Below are 16,342 nucleotides of genomic sequence, written 5' to 3'. Positions count from 1 at the left end.
CGTTGTACCTCGGCCAGAAAACCGACTCCGGTCCGTTGGTGGTTTTAACCGCTTTTCCTCTACAAGCAAGGCCGCCGGTTAATTTCCATTTACTTCATTTCGAGACGTGGCGCATTCGCCACTACCATTTTGAAACATCGTTAACCGTTTATTACCCCTGACCCTCAGCCAATGAGGTGGCTGATGTCGTTCCAGGTGGCAAAAACCATCAACGATAAAATCATTGCCAGTCCAACCTTGAAGGCCCATTCCTGCGCAGCAGCGCTGATCGGCCTGCCCCTCACTGCCTCTAGCGCATAGAGGATTAAGTGGCCGCCATCAAGCACCGGAATAGGCATCAAATTCAGCAATCCAATCGAAACCGACAGAACGGCTGCAAGCTGCATCAAAGCGGCAACACCCAGCGTCGCGACCTGGCCCGATGTCTGGGCAACCCGGATCGGCCCACCCAGCTGATCGGCGCTCATGCGGCCAGCCACCAGTCCTTGAAGATAATCGAAGGTGCTGGAGACAATCGCGCCGGTCTGGCGAACGCCTTCCGTCACCGCCTCCAGAGGCCCGAGTTTTTCCACACGAAAATTGCCGCTCTGCTGCGTGGTGACGATTCCGATCTGACCGACTTCTACCTTGTTGCCGAAACGGTCGGTCGTCGTCACGCGCCGGGGCGTCATCGGCAGGGTCAGATGCTCATCACCCCGCTTGACCGTCACGGCGATGGAGACATCGGGCCGAAGGCTGACATACCGCACGACATCATCGAAGGTCTTGACCGACCGGCCATCCAGCGCCAGCAGAACATCTCCTGGCTGAACGCCAGCCGCAGCAGCCACGCCATCGGCGCGCACTTCGGCCACAACAGGATCGGAGACGGGCTTGCCCAGCACACCCAGGGTGATGGAAAAAATCGCAATCGCCAGAATGAAATTTGCGATGGGGCCAGCAGCAACGGTTGCCGCACGTTTCCAGAGCGCCGCACCGCCCAGGGTCTGGGCGCGTTCTTCCGGAGTGAGCGCATCGAGTTCGGACGAATCGGTCTTGCTGGACGAATCGGCATCGCCGAAGAATCGGACATAGCCTCCGAGCGGTATCAGGCTCACCTTCCAGCGCGTGCCATGACGGTCGTTGAAGCCCACCAGCTCGGGACCGAATCCCAGAGAAAAGGCCAGCACGCGGATGCCGCACCAGCGGCCCACCAGATAATGCCCCATCTCATGCACGAAAACGATGAGCGACAGCACGACGATGAACGGCAGCATATAGCCAGTCAAAAAGCTGATGATTGCCATGCTCCCCATGCTCCTTCCCGCCTCGTCCATTGCCTTTTCCACAAGGATGACAGGCCTTTAAAGAACAGTCCTTAACAGACTTAGGATCGTCCTGCCAGATCGAACAGCAGATAGCCGATGGAATCAGCGGTACCGGATTGTGCCGCCGCCAGACCCATAGCAATCGCAAATGCCGCGAAGCTTGCGGTCACCAGACCGTCCACACGGTCCATCACACCACCATGACCGGGAATGAGGTGGCTGGAATCCTTGACGCCGAACCGCCGTTTGATGAAGGATTCGAACAGATCACCCGCCTGACTGGCGATGGAGAGCAGCAGCGCGATGGCAGGGACCCACCAGCCCGTCAGCGAAAAATAGGCAAAGACAACGGCAGAGCCGCCGATCATCCCGGCCACAGCCCCGCCCACGGCACCAGACCATGTCTTGCCGGGGGAAATACGCGGCGCAAGCTTTGGCCCTTTCAGTGTGCGGCCGACAAAATAGGCCAGGATATCAGTGCTCCAGACCGTGACGAAGACGAAGAGCATGGCCACAAAGCCCAGAGCATCGTCATCGCGAATGGCCGCCAGCGCGACGATGCACAATCCGGCATAGAAGACGCCGCCGGGCAACCACCAGGGCCAGCGCCGGAGCGCTGCCATGATCGCGAGCGTGATGAGAAAGCCGCCCAACAGCGGCAGGCTCAGGCCCGCATCGCCGACCAGCACATTGGCGGCAACCGAAGTCACCGCCAACCAGCCCACGGCCAGCCCGCGCACGGTTTTATCCGCCACCCGTGTCATGCGTGACCATTCCCAGAACACGCCAAGGCCAATGATGGCGGCCAGTAGCCGGAAGGCAAAGCCGCCATACCACGTACAGAGCAGCGCCACCGCGATCATGACAATCCCGGAGCGGATGCGAAGCTGAAGTTCCCGCGACATCGGCGCTTACGATCCCGCTGCTGCCGTCGGCGCAAGTGCGCCGAAGCGGCGGGATCTGGCGCCGAAGCGCTCGATAGCAGCGAAGAATTGCTCGCGCCCGAAATCCGGCCAGTATTCCGGCACGAACATCAGTTCCGAATAGGCGGATTGCCAGAGCAGGAAATTGGACAGCCGCTCTTCACCGCTGGTGCGAATGATGAGGTCCGGGTCAGGAATGCCAGCCGTATCCAGCCGGGCCGCGATGGCATCCGGGGTGATCTGCGAGGGATCGAGACGTCCGGCCTGCACCTCGAGGGCGAGCGACTGCGCAGCCCGCGCCAATTCGTCACGCGACCCGTAATTGAAGGCAATCACCAGTGTTTGTCCGTCATTGTTCCGGGTCGTCTCCTCCGCTTCCAGAAGCAGATTGAGAATATCGGAGGTGAGCGAATGCCGGTCGCCGATGACCTTGATGCAGACATTGGCAGAATGAAGCTCGGCCAGATCACGGCGAATGAAGAATTTCAACAGACCGAAAAGGTCCTGGATCTCGGTTTCCGGGCGGCGCCAGTTTTCCGAGGAGAAGGCAAAGAGGGTGAGATATTTCACGCCGATCTCGGCGGCGGCGCGCACCACCGTGCGCACGGCCTCCACGCCATGGCGGTGCCCGAAGGAGCGCGGCTGACCGCGTTCATTGGCCCAACGGCCATTGCCATCCATAATGATGGCAACATGCTCCGGAACATTGCTCAACTCGGCTATCGTCATGACAGATCCTGTTCGGTCGCACCGCATCGCGCCTGCCTTGCGGCTATTCTTGCGCGATGCAGCACTTAAAGGTGTCGCGGTGAGCCTCAAAGGCCTTTCCGGAGTAAGCGCAGCAGCATCACACAGGCACGATCAGACCTGCATGATTTCCTTTTCCTTTTCCACGAGCAAGCGATCGATGTCGGAAATCGTCTCATCCGTCATCTTTTGCACTTTTTCTGACAGCGCCCGCGCGTCGTCCTTGCCGATATCGCCGTCCTTCTCCGCCTTTTTCAGCGCATCCATGCCATCGCGGCGCACATTGCGCACTGCCACCTTGGCATTTTCGGAATAGCCGTGCGCGACCTTGACCAGCGATTTGCGGCGCTCTTCGTTGAGTTCAGGCAGCGGAATGCGCAGGTTCTGGCCATCGACGATCGGGTTCAGGCCGAGATTGGATTCGCGGATCGCCCGATCCACGGCGCCCACCATCGACTTGTCCCAGATGGAAACGCCGAGCATGCGCGGCTCCGGCACGGTGATGTTGGCGACCGTGTTGAGCGCCACGCGCGAACCATAGGCCTCGACCATGACCGGATCGAGAATATTGGCAGAGGCGCGGCCGGTGCGCAGCGACGCGATATCGCTCTTGAATGCGGTCACAGCGCCTTCCATACGGCGCTTCAGAGCGCCAAGGTCGATACCATCAGACATGTAACTTCTCCGTATGCTGAACAGATGGGCCTTGAAAACGTGAAATGCCCGTTCTGTCAATCGTCGCTGACAACCGTCTTCAAACCACCGCCGGCAAGAATCTGACCGAAGCCGCCCTTTTCATGGATGGAGAAGACGATGATCGGGATATGATTTTCGCGGGCAAGCGCAACCGCCGCCACGTCCATGACCGCCAGGCCCTTTTCCAGCACCGCATCATGGGTGAGCTTGTCGAAGCGGGTTGCCGTCGGGTCCTTCTTGGGATCGGCGGAGTAGATGCCGTCTACCTGGGTGCCCTTGAAGATGGCTTCAGCGCCCATTTCGGCGGCGCGCAGGGCAGCTGCCGAATCGGTGGTGAAGAAGGGATTGCCGGTGCCGCCGGCAAAAATCACCACCCGGCCCTGGGCCAGATGATGCAGCGCCACGCGCTGGGAAAAGCTTTCACAGATTTCCGGCATGGCAATGGCCGACAGCACGACGGTGTCGATATCGAGCTTGCGCAGCGAGGTCGCCAGCGCCAGAGCGTTGATCACCGTACCCAGCATGCCCATGTGGTCGCCGGTGACACGGTCGCCGCCCTTGGAGGCGACGGCCACGCCGCGGAAAATATTGCCGCCGCCGACCACGACACCGACTTCGACGCCCATGGCGCGGGCTTCGGCGATATCACCGGCGATCCGGTCCGCCACGGCCACATCAATCCCGAACCCCTGGCTCCCCATCAGGGCTTCGCCGGAGGCTTTCAGCAGAACGCGTTTGTAAAGGGGCTTGGAGGTCATGGTTTCTCCTGAGGCAAGCCGCGCACCGATGCGAAACCCGGAGGCTTGCAGGCGGGCAGATGCATTAAAACAAAAACATGAGGCGCGGGAGGCTAGACACGGGGTGGAAGGCGCGCCGCTGCCGAACCCAACCCAAAGCCCGATACACGAAGGGCACCGCGTTGTCACGCGATGCCCTGAGTTTTCCCTAATAAGGATGTGCGAAGAAGCGATCAGCCCTTGGCAGCAGCAGCAACTTCGGCAGCGAAATCGGTCTCTTCCTTTTCGATGCCTTCGCCGAGCAGCAGGCGAGCCATGCCGGTGACTTCGATCGGAGCGCCGACTTCCTTTTCAGCTTCCTTGATGGCAGCTGCAACGGTCAGGTCGGGATTGATGACAAAAGCCTGCGACAGAAGAGCAACTTCTTCGAAGAACTTGCGCATACGGCCTTCTACCATCTTTTCGATGATGTTGTCCGGCTTGCCCGAGGCGCGGGACTGTTCGATGAAGACGTTACGCTCGCGTTCTGCAACGGCAGCGTCAACTTCTTCGGCACGAACGGCCAGCGGGTTGGTGGCAGCGATGTGCATGGCAACCTGACGGCCAATGGCGGCCAGGGCATCCTTGTTGCCGGTAGACTTCAGCGCGACGAGAACGCCGAGCTTGCCGAGGCCGTCGGCAACAGCATTATGGACGTAGGTTGCGACAACGCCGTCTTCGACGGAGAGCTGGGCAGCGCGACGCAGCGTCATGTTTTCGCCGATGGTGGCGATGGCGTCCTTGATGCTGTCGGTCACCGACTTGCCGGTGGCCGGGTAGGTGGCGGCGCCAACGGCGTCAACTGTGCCTTCGGTGGACAGGGCAACCGAAGCGATACCGCGAACGAGATCCTGGAAGGCATCGTTACGGGCAACGAAGTCGGTTTCGGAGTTGACTTCGACAACCACAGCCGTGGTGCCGGCGCTGGCAACGCCGATCAGGCCTTCCGCTGCGGTGCGGCCGGACTTCTTGTCGGCCTTGGCAATGCCCTTGGCGCGCAGCCAGTCGATCGCGGCTTCCATGTCGCCAGCGGTCTCGGCCAGAGCCTTTTTGCAATCCATCATGCCTGCGCCGGTCTTTTCGCGCAGTTCCTTCACCATTGCAGCAGTGATTTCGCTCATTGTTTGCCTCTTTTGCGTTCATGGGGCGCATCCGAATCGCGAAACCGCAACCGGCGCCCAGGCTGGGCACGACTGTACCCGAAACTGTTACAGCGTGATGAAAGGAGGGCTATCACGCCGGGAATACCTTTCAGAAGCCAACGGCCTCATGAAAGGATCGAGCCGCCGAACAGCTTTAGCTGCTAGGCGGCCCTCGTCATGAAGACAGGACGGAGCAGAGCCCCGTCACCGGCGCAAGGATCAAGCCTCGGCAGCGCCTTCCAGAGCCGGCTCGATCGGAGCTTCAGCGGAAGCGCCGATGTCACGGCCCGAAGCGCCCTGCTGGCGGGCAATGCCGTCGATGGCAGCGCGCGAGATCAGATCGCAGTAAAGAGCGATGGCGCGGGAAGCGTCGTCATTGCCCGGGATCGGGAAGTCGATCAGGTCCGGATCGCAGTTGGAGTCGATGATGGCGACGACCGGAATGCCCAGACGCTTGGCTTCATCGATTGCGATCTTTTCCTTGTTGGTGTCAACGATCACCATCAGGTCCGGAACGCCGCCCATGTCGCGGATACCGCCGAGAGCCTTTTCCAGCTTCTCGCGCTCGCGCTCAAGGTTCAGACGCTCCTTCTTGGAATAGCCCTGGGCTTCCGAGTTGAGGATTTCGTCCAGCTTGCGCAGGCGCTGGATGGAGTTGGAAATGGTCTTCCAGTTGGTCATCATGCCGCCGAGCCAGCGGGAGTTGACGTAGTACTGGGCAGAACGCTTGGCAGCGTCGGCGATCAGATCAGAAGCCTGACGCTTGGTACCGACGAAGAGAACGCGGCCGCCACGGGCAACGGTGTCGGACACGACCTGCAGGGCGCGCGACAGCATGGGAACCGTCTGGGCCAGGTCGATGATGTGGATGTTGTTACGATCGCCGAAGATGTACGGCTTCATCTTCGGGTTCCAGCGATGCGTCTGGTGGCCGAAGTGTACACCAGCTTCGAGAAGCTGACGCATGGTAAAATCAGGCAATGCCATGCCTTTGTCTCCTTTTCCGGTTCAACCCCCGTGAAGCAAACAGCATCTTTTCAGGATGCCACCGGGCGGAACTGAGCGGATTTCTCCCGCACAATCCCAAGCTTCACGTGTGGAATGCCGGTCGCCTTATAGGGAAACCGGCGGCAAATCAAGGCTTATCGGCAAGATAATCCTATTTCGGCGGCTGGCACGTGGTCTTGTCCAGCATTTCCAGCCTGGAGAGCTTGCCAGTCAGCACAACATCGCCGTAATCCAGCGTCAGGTCACGGGTGACACCATTGTCGAAAAGATTGAAGGACTGTGTGTAGACCGGCAATTGATCGCCGCCATCGGACTCATCGTCGAAATAGGCGATGGAAACCGGCCAGTAGGTGGCGCCCTTCAGGGGATCGCTACGCTCGCCGCCGTTTCTCTCGGGCGCACCCACCACTGTTGTGGTGAGATAGGATTTATCGCCGTCTTCCGTGCCGTCAAAGACGCGCGCCTCCAGGAAGCGGGTGCCCTTGCGCGCCATGGCCAGAATGTCCAGCATGTGCTGGGCGGGGAAGCGGGCGCTGGCCAGTTCCACCTCACGCCGTTGCGGCTGCTTGATTTCGACCCTGATGCCGCCCTGCTTCTGGTTGGCATTGCCCTTTACGTCCTTATCGAGCTTGTCATCGGTAAAGGACTTGCTTTCGAAATCGAAGCGCTGGGCGGCGGGGTCCTCGAAGGTGTGAACCTGCTGATCGGTGACGCTGACATCGTCGCCCGTCTCGATCTTGGTGACGAATCGGAAGTTCGTCGTATAGCCGCTGCAGGAGGAGCCGTTGAATTCATAGACCATGCGACCGCTCATGCCCTCGACTCCCGATTGGTCGGAAGCGCGCTTGAGGGTGATGTCATAGGTGGCGCGGTGCGGCGCAAGCTCGCCTGCCGCCGCCTTCGGGTCGAGATTGACCGGGGTGGCGGCCACGCTTCCCGAAAGGGCGAGCAAAAGGGCCAGGGTCGCCTGCGGCATGCACATTCTCCTGTCATACGACCTTGATAGGCAAGCCTTCAGGATTGACTATCACGTTCTCTTGTCTTGGCAGGATTTTTATCCGAAAACCGGGATCGCGTTTTCGGAAATCCTGATTTTGTTCCGGCAGGGTTGTCCGTCAAACGCTATGACCCTGCTGGCGAAATGATATAAGTCCGCATCTGTCAAAAGCGAGGCGGTTCCGCTTCCTCTTCAAGTTATCACCACGATTCCTCTGGAATGCAAATCGGGAATGATCATGTCCGACACGATAGACAGCCGCCTTCAGTCCCTGGGCATCACCCTGCCCCAGGCAGCAGCCCCCGCCGCCAATTATGTGCCCTATGTCATCAGCGGCAATCTGCTTTATCTTTCCGGTCAACTGCCGATGGAAGACGGCAAGGTTGGCGTGACCGGCCTTGTCGGCAAGGATGTGGATGTCGCAGGCGCCCAGCGCGCTGCGGAGCTTTGCGCCATCAATATTCTCGCCCAGGCAAAGGCTGCCCTTGGCGGAGACCTGTCGCGCATTACCCGCGTCATCAAGCTCAACGGTTTCGTCGCGTCCGCACCGGGCTTTGTCGAGCAGCATCTCGTCATCAACGGCGCCTCCAACCTGATTGCCAATGTGCTGGGCGATGCGGGCAAGCATGCGCGCGCCGCCGTCGGCATGGCCGCCCTGCCGCTCAATGCCGCCGTTGAAATCGATGCCATCCTGGAAATTGCCCTGTGACCGACGCAAGCTGGATCAAGAACGTCCCCGTTGCCCATCGCGGGCTGCATGACCTGAACAAGACGGTGTGGGAAAACACGCTGTCTGCCGCCAAGCAGGCGATCGAGGCGGGGTACGCCATAGAATGCGACCTGCAATACGCCTCCGACAGCGTTCCGGTGGTGTTCCATGACGACGACATGGCGCGGCTGTGCGGCATTCCCGGCGATGTGCGGGCGCGCACCTCCGCCGAACTCAAGCTGATGGCGGTTGGCGGCACAGCCGACAAGGTGCCGACGCTGAAGGACATGCTGAACACGGTCAAGGGTCAGGTGCCGCTGGTCATCGAACTCAAGGGCCGCGAAGGCGATGATGACGGCTTTGTCGAAGATGTGCTGGAGGTGCTTTCCGGCTATCAGGGCAAGGTGGCGCTGATGAGCTTCGACCATCATCTGCTGAAAGAACTGAAGGCGCTGGACTGCCCCTACCCCGTGGGCCTGACCGCGGAGGGCGCAAAGCCGGAGGATTTCTTTGCCCATGACGAGGCCATGCAACTAGGGCTGGATTTCATCTCCTATTGCGTGGCGCATCTGCCCAACAGCTTCATCGAGGCTCAGCGGCGGAAAAACATTCCGGTGATTACCTGGACCGTCAGGGATGAAAACATGATGCGCCATACCTATACTCATGCGGATCAGATGACGTTCGAGGGCTTCGATCCGCGCGAGGTCCGAGCCTGAAAAGGGGAAGGCATGCGCCAAGAGGTTACCATCCGGGTCGCGAAATCCTTTTCCGAGATCGACAGGGCCGGATGGAACAGGCTTTCAGGCGCCGCCAGAACCCATGCGGGCGGCGTCTACAATCCCTTCAACACCCATGAATTCCTGAGCAGCCTGGAAGAATCGGGCTCCGCCACCGCGAAAACCGGCTGGCTTGGCCATCACATCCTGATGGAAGACGAGGCGGGCAGCCTGCTGGGGGCCATTCCCTGCTATCTGAAAAGCCATAGCCAGGGTGAATATGTCTTCGACCATGGCTGGGCCGATGCACTGGAGCGGGCGGGCGGGCGTTACTATCCCAAGCTTCAGGCCAGCATTCCCTTCACACCGGCCACCGGCCCCCGGCTGATGATTGCGCCGGAGATCGACGCGGACAGCGCCCGTGCGGCACTGGCGGGCGGGCTGGCGGAAGTGGCGCGGCAGTTGGAGGTGTCTTCGGCGCATGTCACCTTTCTGCCGGACTGCGAGCTTGCAAGCTTCGAGGATGCCGATTTTCTGCACCGCACGGACCAGCAGTTTCACTTCATCAATCGCGGCTACGCCAATCATGAGGAATTCCTGGGCGAGCTTTCCTCCTCCAAGCGCAAGAACCTGCGCAAGGAGCGCCGCGCCGCCCTGGAAAACGGTCTTTCCATCGACTGGCTGACCGGCAAGGACCTGACGGAAGACATCTGGGACCAGTTCTTCACCTTCTATATGGATACCGGCAGCCGCAAATGGGGGCGGCCCTACCTCACCCGCAGCTTCTATTCGCTGATCGGCGAGCGCATGGCCGATGATATTCTGCTGGTGATGGCGAAACGCAATGGCCGCTACGTGGCCGGCGCCATCAACTTCATCGGCGGCGACACGCTGTTCGGGCGGCACTGGGGCTGTATCGAGGATCATCCCTTTTTGCATTTCGAGGTCTGCTACCATCAGGCCATCGATTTTGCACTGGCCAAGGGCCTGAAGAAGGTAGAGGCCGGGGCGCAAGGGGAGCATAAGCTGGCACGCGGCTATGAGCCCGTCACCACCCATTCCGCCCATTTCATCACCCATTCGGGGCTGAGGCGCGCAATTGCCGACTACCTCGCCCGCGAGCGCGAGGATGTAGAACGCATGGGCGATTATCTGGAAGAGCATACACCCTTCCGCAAGGGTGAGCTACAGGTGAAAGAATAGCCGGAAAGGCTTGATCCCGCTTGAAAAACCGGCTTAACTCCTTTGATCGACAGAGGAGTTTTCCATGACCACGGCCTATGATCCGAACAATATTTTCGCCAAGATCCTGAAGGGCGAAATCCCCTCCGTGAAGCTTTACGAGGATGAGGATACGCTGGCCTTCATGGACGTCATGCCGCAGGCGCCGGGTCATCTGCTGGTCATTCCCAAGCAAGGCTCCCGCAACCTGCTGGACGCCGACCCCGCCGTGCTGGCAAAGCTCATTCCCGTGGTACAGAAGCTTGCCGTCGCCGCCAAGGACGCCTTCGAAGCCGACGGCGTTTACGTGGCGCAGTTCAACGAGCCTGCGGCGGGGCAGACCGTGTTTCACCTGCATTTCCACGTTATCCCCCGGCATGATGGCCAACCGCTGAAACCCCATACCGGCGGCATGGAAGATATCGAGGTGCTGAAAGCCAATGCCGAGAAGATCAAGGCCTGCCTTTGAGGTATGAAAGGGGGCGAACGCCCCCTTTTTGATTTTCAACCCGGCACGTATGCATTGCGCTCAGGAAACGGCCAGTCCTTCAACATCTCCAGACCCGGGCGGAAAATCTCCACCTTCAACGGATAGCAGGCTGCGGCATCGCTGGAATGCGAGGCGCTGCAATCGCCGCCGGGGCAGGCGGAAAGGCCGCCGAGGAGATCGATTTCCGCAAACATTTCCAGATAATCACCGGGCCGGACGGGGCTGGCCTTCATGAAATACTGGTGCGTATCGCGGGTGAAGCCGGTGCACATGAAGACATTCAGCACATCATGCACATGCGGCTCTGCCTCGCGGAAGCTCATCCCCCTTGCGGCGGCCAGCGCGTTGCAGAGGTTGGAATGGCAGCAATGATGGTAATCGCCGCCGCTCAGCAGCTTGTTGGTATAGGGATCGCAGCGCGTGCCGATGACGTCGTGAATACCGCCGCCATCGGCATCGAAACCGTACCAGGAAAGCGTATCCTCGGTGATCGTCGCCATGGGTCGCAGCGAGGGCAGATTGCTCCACAGCCGGTGCCCGACGGAGACATGGGTGGCGTGCAGCGCCCGTGTCTTGCCGCTGAAGAAGCGCTCGGTCAGATCATGGGCGTTCCATAGATTGAGATCACCCACCTGCGGGCCTTCAATGCTGACAATGCGGAAGAAATGCCCTTTCGGAACCGAAAAGCAGCGGCCATCACGCGGCGGAACGATCACCTCATCAATCTTTTCCATGCCCTTTTTGGCCTCGGCAAGCAGCGAAAGATCGGGCGGGGTCAAGGTGCCGTTCGGATAAACCAGCACAGGCTTTACAGCCCGGCGGCGGTCTGCATCGGCAGGAACAGAGGCAATGGCAGTCATGAGCGAACTCCGAAAGATAGAGCATTTCCAGGAAAAGTGGGAACCGGTTTTCCGTCCGGAAATGCGTAAAAACAAAGAGTTAGAGCATTTCAATGTTTCCGTGAAACACTGAAATGCTCTAACTGCGAGATTGTCACCAATCTGCGGATATTTCAGCGCCGGACAAGAGCGCTTCTCCTTGCGGTCAGGCTAAGTATGACTTACCCATGAGCCATGAAACTGCCTCCCCTTGCCGCGATCCGGGCGTTTGAAGCGGCTGCCCGGCTGGAAAGCTTTGCCCGCGCCGCCGAAGAGCTTGGCACGACTTCAGCGGCCATCAGCCAGCATGTGCGCGCGCTGGAAGACTGGCTGGGGCAGCCGCTGTTTGCGCGCAAAGCAAGGGGCGTAACGCTGACCAAGGCAGGCCGGGCCTTTGGTACGGAGGTTTCCGCGGGGCTCGGCATGATTGCCACGGCGGCGGAACGGCTTCGCAAACCGGCCCGCAGCCACCATGTCTCGCTGTCCTGCCTGCCTTCCGTCGTCAATCACTGGCTGGGGGAGCGTTTGCCGGATTTTCAAAAACGCCATCCCGACCTGCAGGTTTCCATCAGCTATTCCGCTGATGCGCAGAGCGCCGAACAGGCCGGAACCGATCTGCTGATCTGCCATGGGCGGCAACCCTCGCCCGATGCCGTGCTGCTGATCAGCGGTGAAACCCGCCCTGCGGCCTCGCCTGAGTTCATCGCTGCGCATGGCCCGTTCGATCAGCCGCGAGATCTGCTCACCGCCCCGCTCCTGCATGACAAGTCCCCGGCAAGCTGGAGCCGTTGGTTCCGAAAGGTTGGGGTCGAGGCATCGCCGCAGCAGGGGCCGATGTTTGCGGATTTCAACCTGCTGCGCAGTTCGCTTCTGGCGGGGCTTGGCGTGGGGCTTTGCCCCCTGGCGCTGATCCGCAGGGATATCGAAGACGGCAGGCTGATCCTGCTCTTCGATGAGGGCAGCGATCAGGATCAGGGGTACTGGCTGGTGGAGCGGAGCAATCCTTCGCCTGAGGCACAGCTTATGCGGGACTGGCTGGTGGCTGAGGCCATGATTTCAAAGGAGGGCCAGGCCTAAGGCCAGAGTACCAAGCGAAACGACGACGCCGACGATCACCCGCTTGCCGAGAAGCAGAAAGGCCGCAAAGCCTAGGCCCGTGGCGGCAAGCCGAAGCCAGAGTGGCGACCCGGCCAACTCCCCCGTGGGAAAGACAATGAGCTTTGCCGTCACCGCCATGACCAGCGCGGTTGCGACGGCACGCACCCAGTGCAGTGCTTCGGAATCGTCCTGCAGCCGGTTTCCGGCGATCACGCCCAGCCAGCGCCACATATCGGTCGCCAGCCAACCGGCGATGATGATCACCACATAGGTCCAGAGTTCCCCGCTCATGCTTCAACCCTTTTGCCCCGGCGCGCGCGGATGACATGGCGATCCAGCAGATAGGCCAGCGTGCCGCCGCCGAGACCGGCAATGAGGATGTCGAAACCGGGGGCGACCAGCGCCAGCAGCGGCCCGCTGACAATGCCGATAATGAACGCCACCTTGACCACCGAATGCTGGGCCGTGGCCCAGATGGAAGCCACGAAATAGACCGGCGTGAGAAAGAACAGCGTTGCGGCCACCAGCGGCGGAAAGGTGGAGACCAGACCGTAACACAGGCCGACGAGAAGGGTATTAATGGCCACCAGCGTCAGGCTGAAGCCGGCAAAGAAGGCCACGCGCCCTTCCCTTGGCACCGTTTTCAGATTGCCCATGGCATAGACCCAGGCGGTAATCGCCACGAAATGCGAGAGGAAGAGCAGCAGCCAGGTGGGCGTGCGGCGCCCCCGCATTTCCGGCACCAGAGAGGCAACCATCGGCATCATCCGGATCGAGGAGAGGCAGACGGCCAGAAAGCAGGCCAGAAGATTGGCGCCGCTCGACATCATGCCGATCAGGATGAGCTTGGCGGGAAGCGCCCAGACGATGGCAGTCATGAACATCGCTTCCTCACGGCTGACGCCGGATTCCAATGCAAAGGCGCTGAAGCCGATGAAGGACACCATAAGAATCATGGCGGGAAGGCTGAAGAGGCCGCGCATGCCCATGAGGAACCAATGGGTTTGCGACTCTTCCGTCTGCGATAACGACATTGAGCAACTCACATAAAGGAAAAGCGCATTGGCCGAGCAGATCCTCGGTAATGCGCTTTTAAATGCCGGGTATCTTCATACCCGGCATGCAACTTAAAAAAGAAGTCTCACTTCTTCTTCGACACCTTCGGCACAGCGCTTTTCTTCGCAGGCTTTTCGGCAACGGCATCCGGCGTATCGTCGGAAGGTTTGGCTTCCGCCTTTGGCTTGCGGGCCTTCACCGGCTTGGTCATCACCTCGCCGTCTTCCGGCAGATCGTCATGCACCACTTCGGCTTCGGCCTTCGGCTTCACTGGCGTCTGGTCGGCAATCGCCTCCAGCGACAGTTCTTCCACGCCATCCTTCATTTCGGTGCCGACCTTGACGACGCCACCCTTCTTGAGCTTGCCGAACAGGATCTCATTGGCCAGCGGCTTCTTGATATATTCCTGAATGACACGGCCCAGCGGACGGGCGCCCATCTTTTCGTCGTAACCGCGGGTGGCGAGCCATGCCACGGCTTCCGGCGCAAGATCGAAGGTCACGCCACGCTCGGAAAGCTGGGCTTCCAACTGCATGACAAACTTCTGCACCACCTGATGGATGACCTCCGTCGGCAGCGGCGCGAACGGAATGATCGCATCCAGACGGTTGCGGAATTCCGGCGTGAACAGGCGGTTCAACGCCTCCTCATCCTCACCGCTGCGCTTGGAGGAGCCGAAGCCGATGGCCGACTTCGCCATTTCCGATGCGCCCGCATTGGTCGTCATGATCAGAATGACGTTGCGGAAATCGATCTTCTTGCCGTTATGGTCGGTCAGCGAGCCGTGATCCATGACCTGCAACAGGATGTTGTAGATGTCCGGATGCGCCTTCTCGATTTCGTCCAGCAGCACGACGGAATGCGGATGCTGATCGACCTGATCGGTCAAGAGGCCGCCCTGGTCGAAGCCGACATAGCCGGGAGGTGCGCCCAGCAGACGCGAAACCGTATGCCGTTCCATATATTCCGACATGTCGAAGCGCAGCAGTTCCACGCCCAGCGAAGACGCAAGCTGCTTGGCCACTTCCGTCTTGCCGACACCCGTCGGGCCGGAGAAGACGTAAGAGCCGATCGGCTTGTTCGGTTCACGCAGCCCGGCACGCGCCAGCTTGATGGCGGTTGCCAGCGCCTCGATGGCCTTGTCCTGACCATAGACCACCGAGCGCAGTTCCTTCTCCAGGTTGGCGAGAACCATCTCGTCATCCTTGGACACCGTCTTCGGCGGAATGCGGGCCATGGTCGCAATCGTCGCTTCGATCTCCTTCTCGGTGATCAGCTTGCGGCGTCTGGAGGCAGGCAGCAGCATTTGCGCGGCACCCGTCTCGTCGATCACGTCAATGGCCTTGTCCGGCAGCTTGCGGTCGCTGATGTAGCGAGCCGAGAGCTCGACGGCGGTCTTGATCGCTTCGTTGGTGTATTTCAGCTTGTGATAGTCCTCGAAATAGGGCTTGAGGCCCTTCATGATTTCGATGGCATCATCAATCGACGGCTCGTTGACATCGATCTTCTGGAAGCGGCGGACCAGCGCCCGATCCTTCTCGAAGAACTGACGATATTCCTTGTAGGTGGTCGAGCCGATGCAGCGGATGGCGCCGGAGGACAGGGCCGGCTTCAGCAGGTTCGAGGCATCCATCGCCCCGCCCGATGTCGCACCCGCACCGATGACGGTGTGGATCTCATCGATGAACAGCACCGCGCCCGGAAAATCCTCAAGCTCCTTCACCACCTGCTTCAGGCGCTCCTCGAAGTCACCGCGATAGCGGGTGCCTGCGAGCAGCGTGCCCATGTCGAGCGAGAAGATGGTGGCATTGGCCAGCGCTTCCGGCACCTTGCCTTCAACGATGCGCTTGGCGAGCCCCTCGGCAATCGCGGTCTTACCCACGCCGGGGTCGCCGACGTAGAGCGGATTGTTTTTGGAGCGGCGGCACAGAACCTGGATGGTTCTGTTGACCTCATCATGCCGGCCGATCAGGGGATCGATCCGGCCCGTGCGGGCCTTGTCGTTGAGGTTGACGCAATAGGCCTTGAGAGCATCCTGCTGCTTCTTCGCGGCACCTTCCTCCTGCTCGCGCGCGGGCTTCGTCTCGCTTTCGTCCTCAGAGCCGCGCGGCTGGCGAGGTTGCGAGGCACCGGGCCGCTTGCCGATCCCGTGAGAAATATAGTTCACAGCATCGTATCGTGTCATCTCCTGTTCTTGCAGGAAATAGGCGGCGTGGCTTTCTCTTTCGGCGAAGATGGCAACAAGCACGTTGGCGCCCGTCACTTCCTCACGGCCTGAGGACTGGACATGAATGACGGCCCGCTGAATGACGCGCTGGAAGCCCGAGGTGGGCTTTGAGTCCTCGTCATAGCCGGTGATCAGATTGGCCAGTTCGTTATCGACGTAATCGCTCACCGTCTTGCGCAGGGCGTCGAGATTGACATTGCAGGCACCCATCACGGCTGCCGCATCCGCATCATCAATCAGCGCCAGGAGCAGATGTTCGAGCGTGGCATACTCATGGTGCCGCTCGTTGGCATAGGTGAGTGCCTGGTGAAGTGCCTTTTCGAGGCTGGGAGAAAATGTTGGCACGGT

Annotated in this window: 18 protein-coding genes; 6 read left to right on the top strand and 12 right to left on the bottom strand. The window is 60.2% G+C overall.

What is annotated here, in order from left to right; translation table 11 throughout:
* Positions 1-164: 164 nt before the first annotated feature.
* From rseP to QO005_RS18040, 8 genes are all read right to left on the bottom strand, one after another.
* Positions 165-1,286, bottom strand: coding sequence for an RIP metalloprotease RseP (rseP, locus tag QO005_RS18075; RefSeq protein WP_307159457.1), 1,122 nt, complete (start codon positions 1,284-1,286; stop codon positions 165-167).
* 80 nt (positions 1,287-1,366) lie between these two features.
* A complete protein-coding gene (locus tag QO005_RS18070) occupies positions 1,367-2,212 on the bottom strand; it encodes a phosphatidate cytidylyltransferase (protein ID WP_307159456.1) in 846 nt (281 codons plus the stop codon).
* Between the two features lie 6 nt (positions 2,213-2,218).
* A complete protein-coding gene (locus QO005_RS18065; RefSeq protein WP_307159455.1) occupies positions 2,219-2,959 on the bottom strand; it encodes an isoprenyl transferase in 741 nt (246 codons plus the stop codon).
* A 132-nt stretch (positions 2,960-3,091) separates the two neighbouring features.
* The gene (frr, locus tag QO005_RS18060; protein ID WP_307159454.1) at positions 3,092-3,652 is read right to left on the bottom strand and encodes a ribosome recycling factor; all 561 of its coding nucleotides are present in this window, start codon (positions 3,650-3,652) and stop codon (positions 3,092-3,094) included.
* A 56-nt stretch (positions 3,653-3,708) separates the two neighbouring features.
* A complete protein-coding gene (pyrH, locus tag QO005_RS18055; protein WP_307159453.1) occupies positions 3,709-4,431 on the bottom strand; it encodes a UMP kinase in 723 nt (240 codons plus the stop codon).
* 212 nt (positions 4,432-4,643) lie between these two features.
* Entirely contained in the window at positions 4,644-5,570 is a 927-nt protein-coding gene (tsf, locus tag QO005_RS18050) for a translation elongation factor Ts (RefSeq protein WP_307159452.1), read from the bottom strand.
* A gap of 240 nt (positions 5,571-5,810) precedes the next feature.
* Positions 5,811-6,578 carry a 30S ribosomal protein S2 gene (gene rpsB, locus QO005_RS18045; protein ID WP_307159451.1) on the bottom strand — a complete coding sequence of 256 codons (768 nt, stop codon included), beginning with the start codon at positions 6,576-6,578 and terminating at the stop codon, positions 5,811-5,813.
* 172 nt (positions 6,579-6,750) lie between these two features.
* Positions 6,751-7,575, bottom strand: a complete 825-nt coding sequence (locus QO005_RS18040) for a cell envelope integrity EipB family protein (RefSeq protein WP_307159450.1) — start codon at positions 7,573-7,575, stop codon at positions 6,751-6,753.
* A gap of 259 nt (positions 7,576-7,834) precedes the next feature.
* Here QO005_RS18040 and QO005_RS18035 point away from each other — a divergent pair, with 259 nt between their 5' ends.
* The 4 genes from QO005_RS18035 (at position 7,835) to QO005_RS18020 (ending at position 10,714) form a co-directional block, all read left to right on the top strand.
* Complete coding sequence (locus QO005_RS18035) at positions 7,835-8,305, top strand: RidA family protein (protein WP_307159449.1); 471 nt, start codon at positions 7,835-7,837, stop codon at positions 8,303-8,305.
* Entirely contained in the window at positions 8,302-9,024 is a 723-nt protein-coding gene (locus QO005_RS18030) for a glycerophosphodiester phosphodiesterase (protein WP_307159448.1), read from the top strand. The genes QO005_RS18035 and QO005_RS18030 overlap by 4 nt, the downstream gene beginning before the upstream one ends.
* Before the next feature lie 12 nt (positions 9,025-9,036).
* Positions 9,037-10,227 carry a GNAT family N-acetyltransferase gene (locus QO005_RS18025; protein ID WP_307159447.1) on the top strand — a complete coding sequence of 397 codons (1,191 nt, stop codon included), beginning with the start codon at positions 9,037-9,039 and terminating at the stop codon, positions 10,225-10,227.
* A gap of 64 nt (positions 10,228-10,291) precedes the next feature.
* Positions 10,292-10,714, top strand: coding sequence for an HIT family protein (locus QO005_RS18020; RefSeq protein ID WP_307159446.1), 423 nt, complete (start codon positions 10,292-10,294; stop codon positions 10,712-10,714).
* A 35-nt stretch (positions 10,715-10,749) separates the two neighbouring features.
* Here the strand turns inward: QO005_RS18020 and QO005_RS18015 are convergent, their stop codons facing one another.
* Positions 10,750-11,595, bottom strand: coding sequence for an urea carboxylase-associated family protein (locus QO005_RS18015; RefSeq protein ID WP_307159445.1), 846 nt, complete (start codon positions 11,593-11,595; stop codon positions 10,750-10,752).
* On the opposite strand from QO005_RS18015, the gene QO005_RS18010 reads away from it, so the two are divergent.
* A complete protein-coding gene (locus QO005_RS18010; RefSeq protein ID WP_307159444.1) occupies positions 11,585-11,707 on the top strand; it encodes a hypothetical protein in 123 nt (40 codons plus the stop codon). The genes QO005_RS18015 and QO005_RS18010 overlap by 11 nt on opposite strands.
* Positions 11,708-11,808: 101 nt before the next feature.
* Entirely contained in the window at positions 11,809-12,690 is an 882-nt protein-coding gene (locus QO005_RS18005) for a LysR substrate-binding domain-containing protein (protein ID WP_307159443.1), read from the top strand.
* Here QO005_RS18005 and QO005_RS18000 read toward each other — a convergent pair.
* The 3 genes from QO005_RS18000 to clpA all read right to left on the bottom strand — a co-directional run bounded on the left by QO005_RS18000 (position 12,670) and on the right by clpA (position 16,339).
* Positions 12,670-13,002, bottom strand: a complete 333-nt coding sequence (locus QO005_RS18000; RefSeq protein WP_307159442.1) for an AzlD domain-containing protein — start codon at positions 13,000-13,002, stop codon at positions 12,670-12,672. The genes QO005_RS18005 and QO005_RS18000 overlap by 21 nt on opposite strands.
* Positions 12,999-13,745, bottom strand: coding sequence for an AzlC family ABC transporter permease (locus QO005_RS17995; RefSeq protein WP_307159440.1), 747 nt, complete (start codon positions 13,743-13,745; stop codon positions 12,999-13,001). The genes QO005_RS18000 and QO005_RS17995 overlap by 4 nt, the downstream gene beginning before the upstream one ends.
* Before the next feature lie 107 nt (positions 13,746-13,852).
* On the bottom strand, positions 13,853-16,339 hold the full coding sequence (gene clpA / locus QO005_RS17990; RefSeq protein WP_307159439.1) for an ATP-dependent Clp protease ATP-binding subunit ClpA: 2,487 nt from the start codon (positions 16,337-16,339) through the stop codon (positions 13,853-13,855).
* Positions 16,340-16,342 lie beyond the last annotated feature (3 nt).

Origin of the sequence: Allorhizobium paknamense (assembly GCF_030815125.1) — a bacterium.
Lineage (GTDB): Bacteria > Pseudomonadota > Alphaproteobacteria > Rhizobiales > Rhizobiaceae > Allorhizobium > Allorhizobium paknamense.
The sequence above is the reverse complement of the archived record's forward strand: the minus strand, read 5'-3'. Positions and strand labels throughout refer to the sequence as shown.

Coding starts and splice junctions, on each gene's coding strand:
- tsf (WP_307159452.1), bottom strand. CDS start 5,570: ATGAGCGAAATCACTGCTGCAATGGTGAAGGAACTGCGCGAAAAGACC.
- QO005_RS18040 (WP_307159450.1), bottom strand. CDS start 7,575: ATGCCGCAGGCGACCCTGGCCCTTTTGCTCGCCCTTTCGGGAAGCGTG.
- rpsB (WP_307159451.1), bottom strand. CDS start 6,578: ATGGCATTGCCTGATTTTACCATGCGTCAGCTTCTCGAAGCTGGTGTA.
- QO005_RS18010 (WP_307159444.1), top strand. CDS start 11,585: ATGGCAGTCATGAGCGAACTCCGAAAGATAGAGCATTTCCAGGAAAAG.
- QO005_RS18025 (WP_307159447.1), top strand. CDS start 9,037: ATGCGCCAAGAGGTTACCATCCGGGTCGCGAAATCCTTTTCCGAGATC.
- QO005_RS18070 (WP_307159456.1), bottom strand. CDS start 2,212: ATGTCGCGGGAACTTCAGCTTCGCATCCGCTCCGGGATTGTCATGATC.
- QO005_RS18005 (WP_307159443.1), top strand. CDS start 11,809: ATGAAACTGCCTCCCCTTGCCGCGATCCGGGCGTTTGAAGCGGCTGCC.
- QO005_RS18035 (WP_307159449.1), top strand. CDS start 7,835: ATGTCCGACACGATAGACAGCCGCCTTCAGTCCCTGGGCATCACCCTG.
- QO005_RS18015 (WP_307159445.1), bottom strand. CDS start 11,595: ATGACTGCCATTGCCTCTGTTCCTGCCGATGCAGACCGCCGCCGGGCT.
- QO005_RS18020 (WP_307159446.1), top strand. CDS start 10,292: ATGACCACGGCCTATGATCCGAACAATATTTTCGCCAAGATCCTGAAG.
- rseP (WP_307159457.1), bottom strand. CDS start 1,286: ATGGCAATCATCAGCTTTTTGACTGGCTATATGCTGCCGTTCATCGTC.
- QO005_RS17995 (WP_307159440.1), bottom strand. CDS start 13,745: ATGTCGTTATCGCAGACGGAAGAGTCGCAAACCCATTGGTTCCTCATG.
- QO005_RS18065 (WP_307159455.1), bottom strand. CDS start 2,959: ATGACGATAGCCGAGTTGAGCAATGTTCCGGAGCATGTTGCCATCATT.
- frr (WP_307159454.1), bottom strand. CDS start 3,652: ATGTCTGATGGTATCGACCTTGGCGCTCTGAAGCGCCGTATGGAAGGC.
- pyrH (WP_307159453.1), bottom strand. CDS start 4,431: ATGACCTCCAAGCCCCTTTACAAACGCGTTCTGCTGAAAGCCTCCGGC.
- QO005_RS18000 (WP_307159442.1), bottom strand. CDS start 13,002: ATGAGCGGGGAACTCTGGACCTATGTGGTGATCATCATCGCCGGTTGG.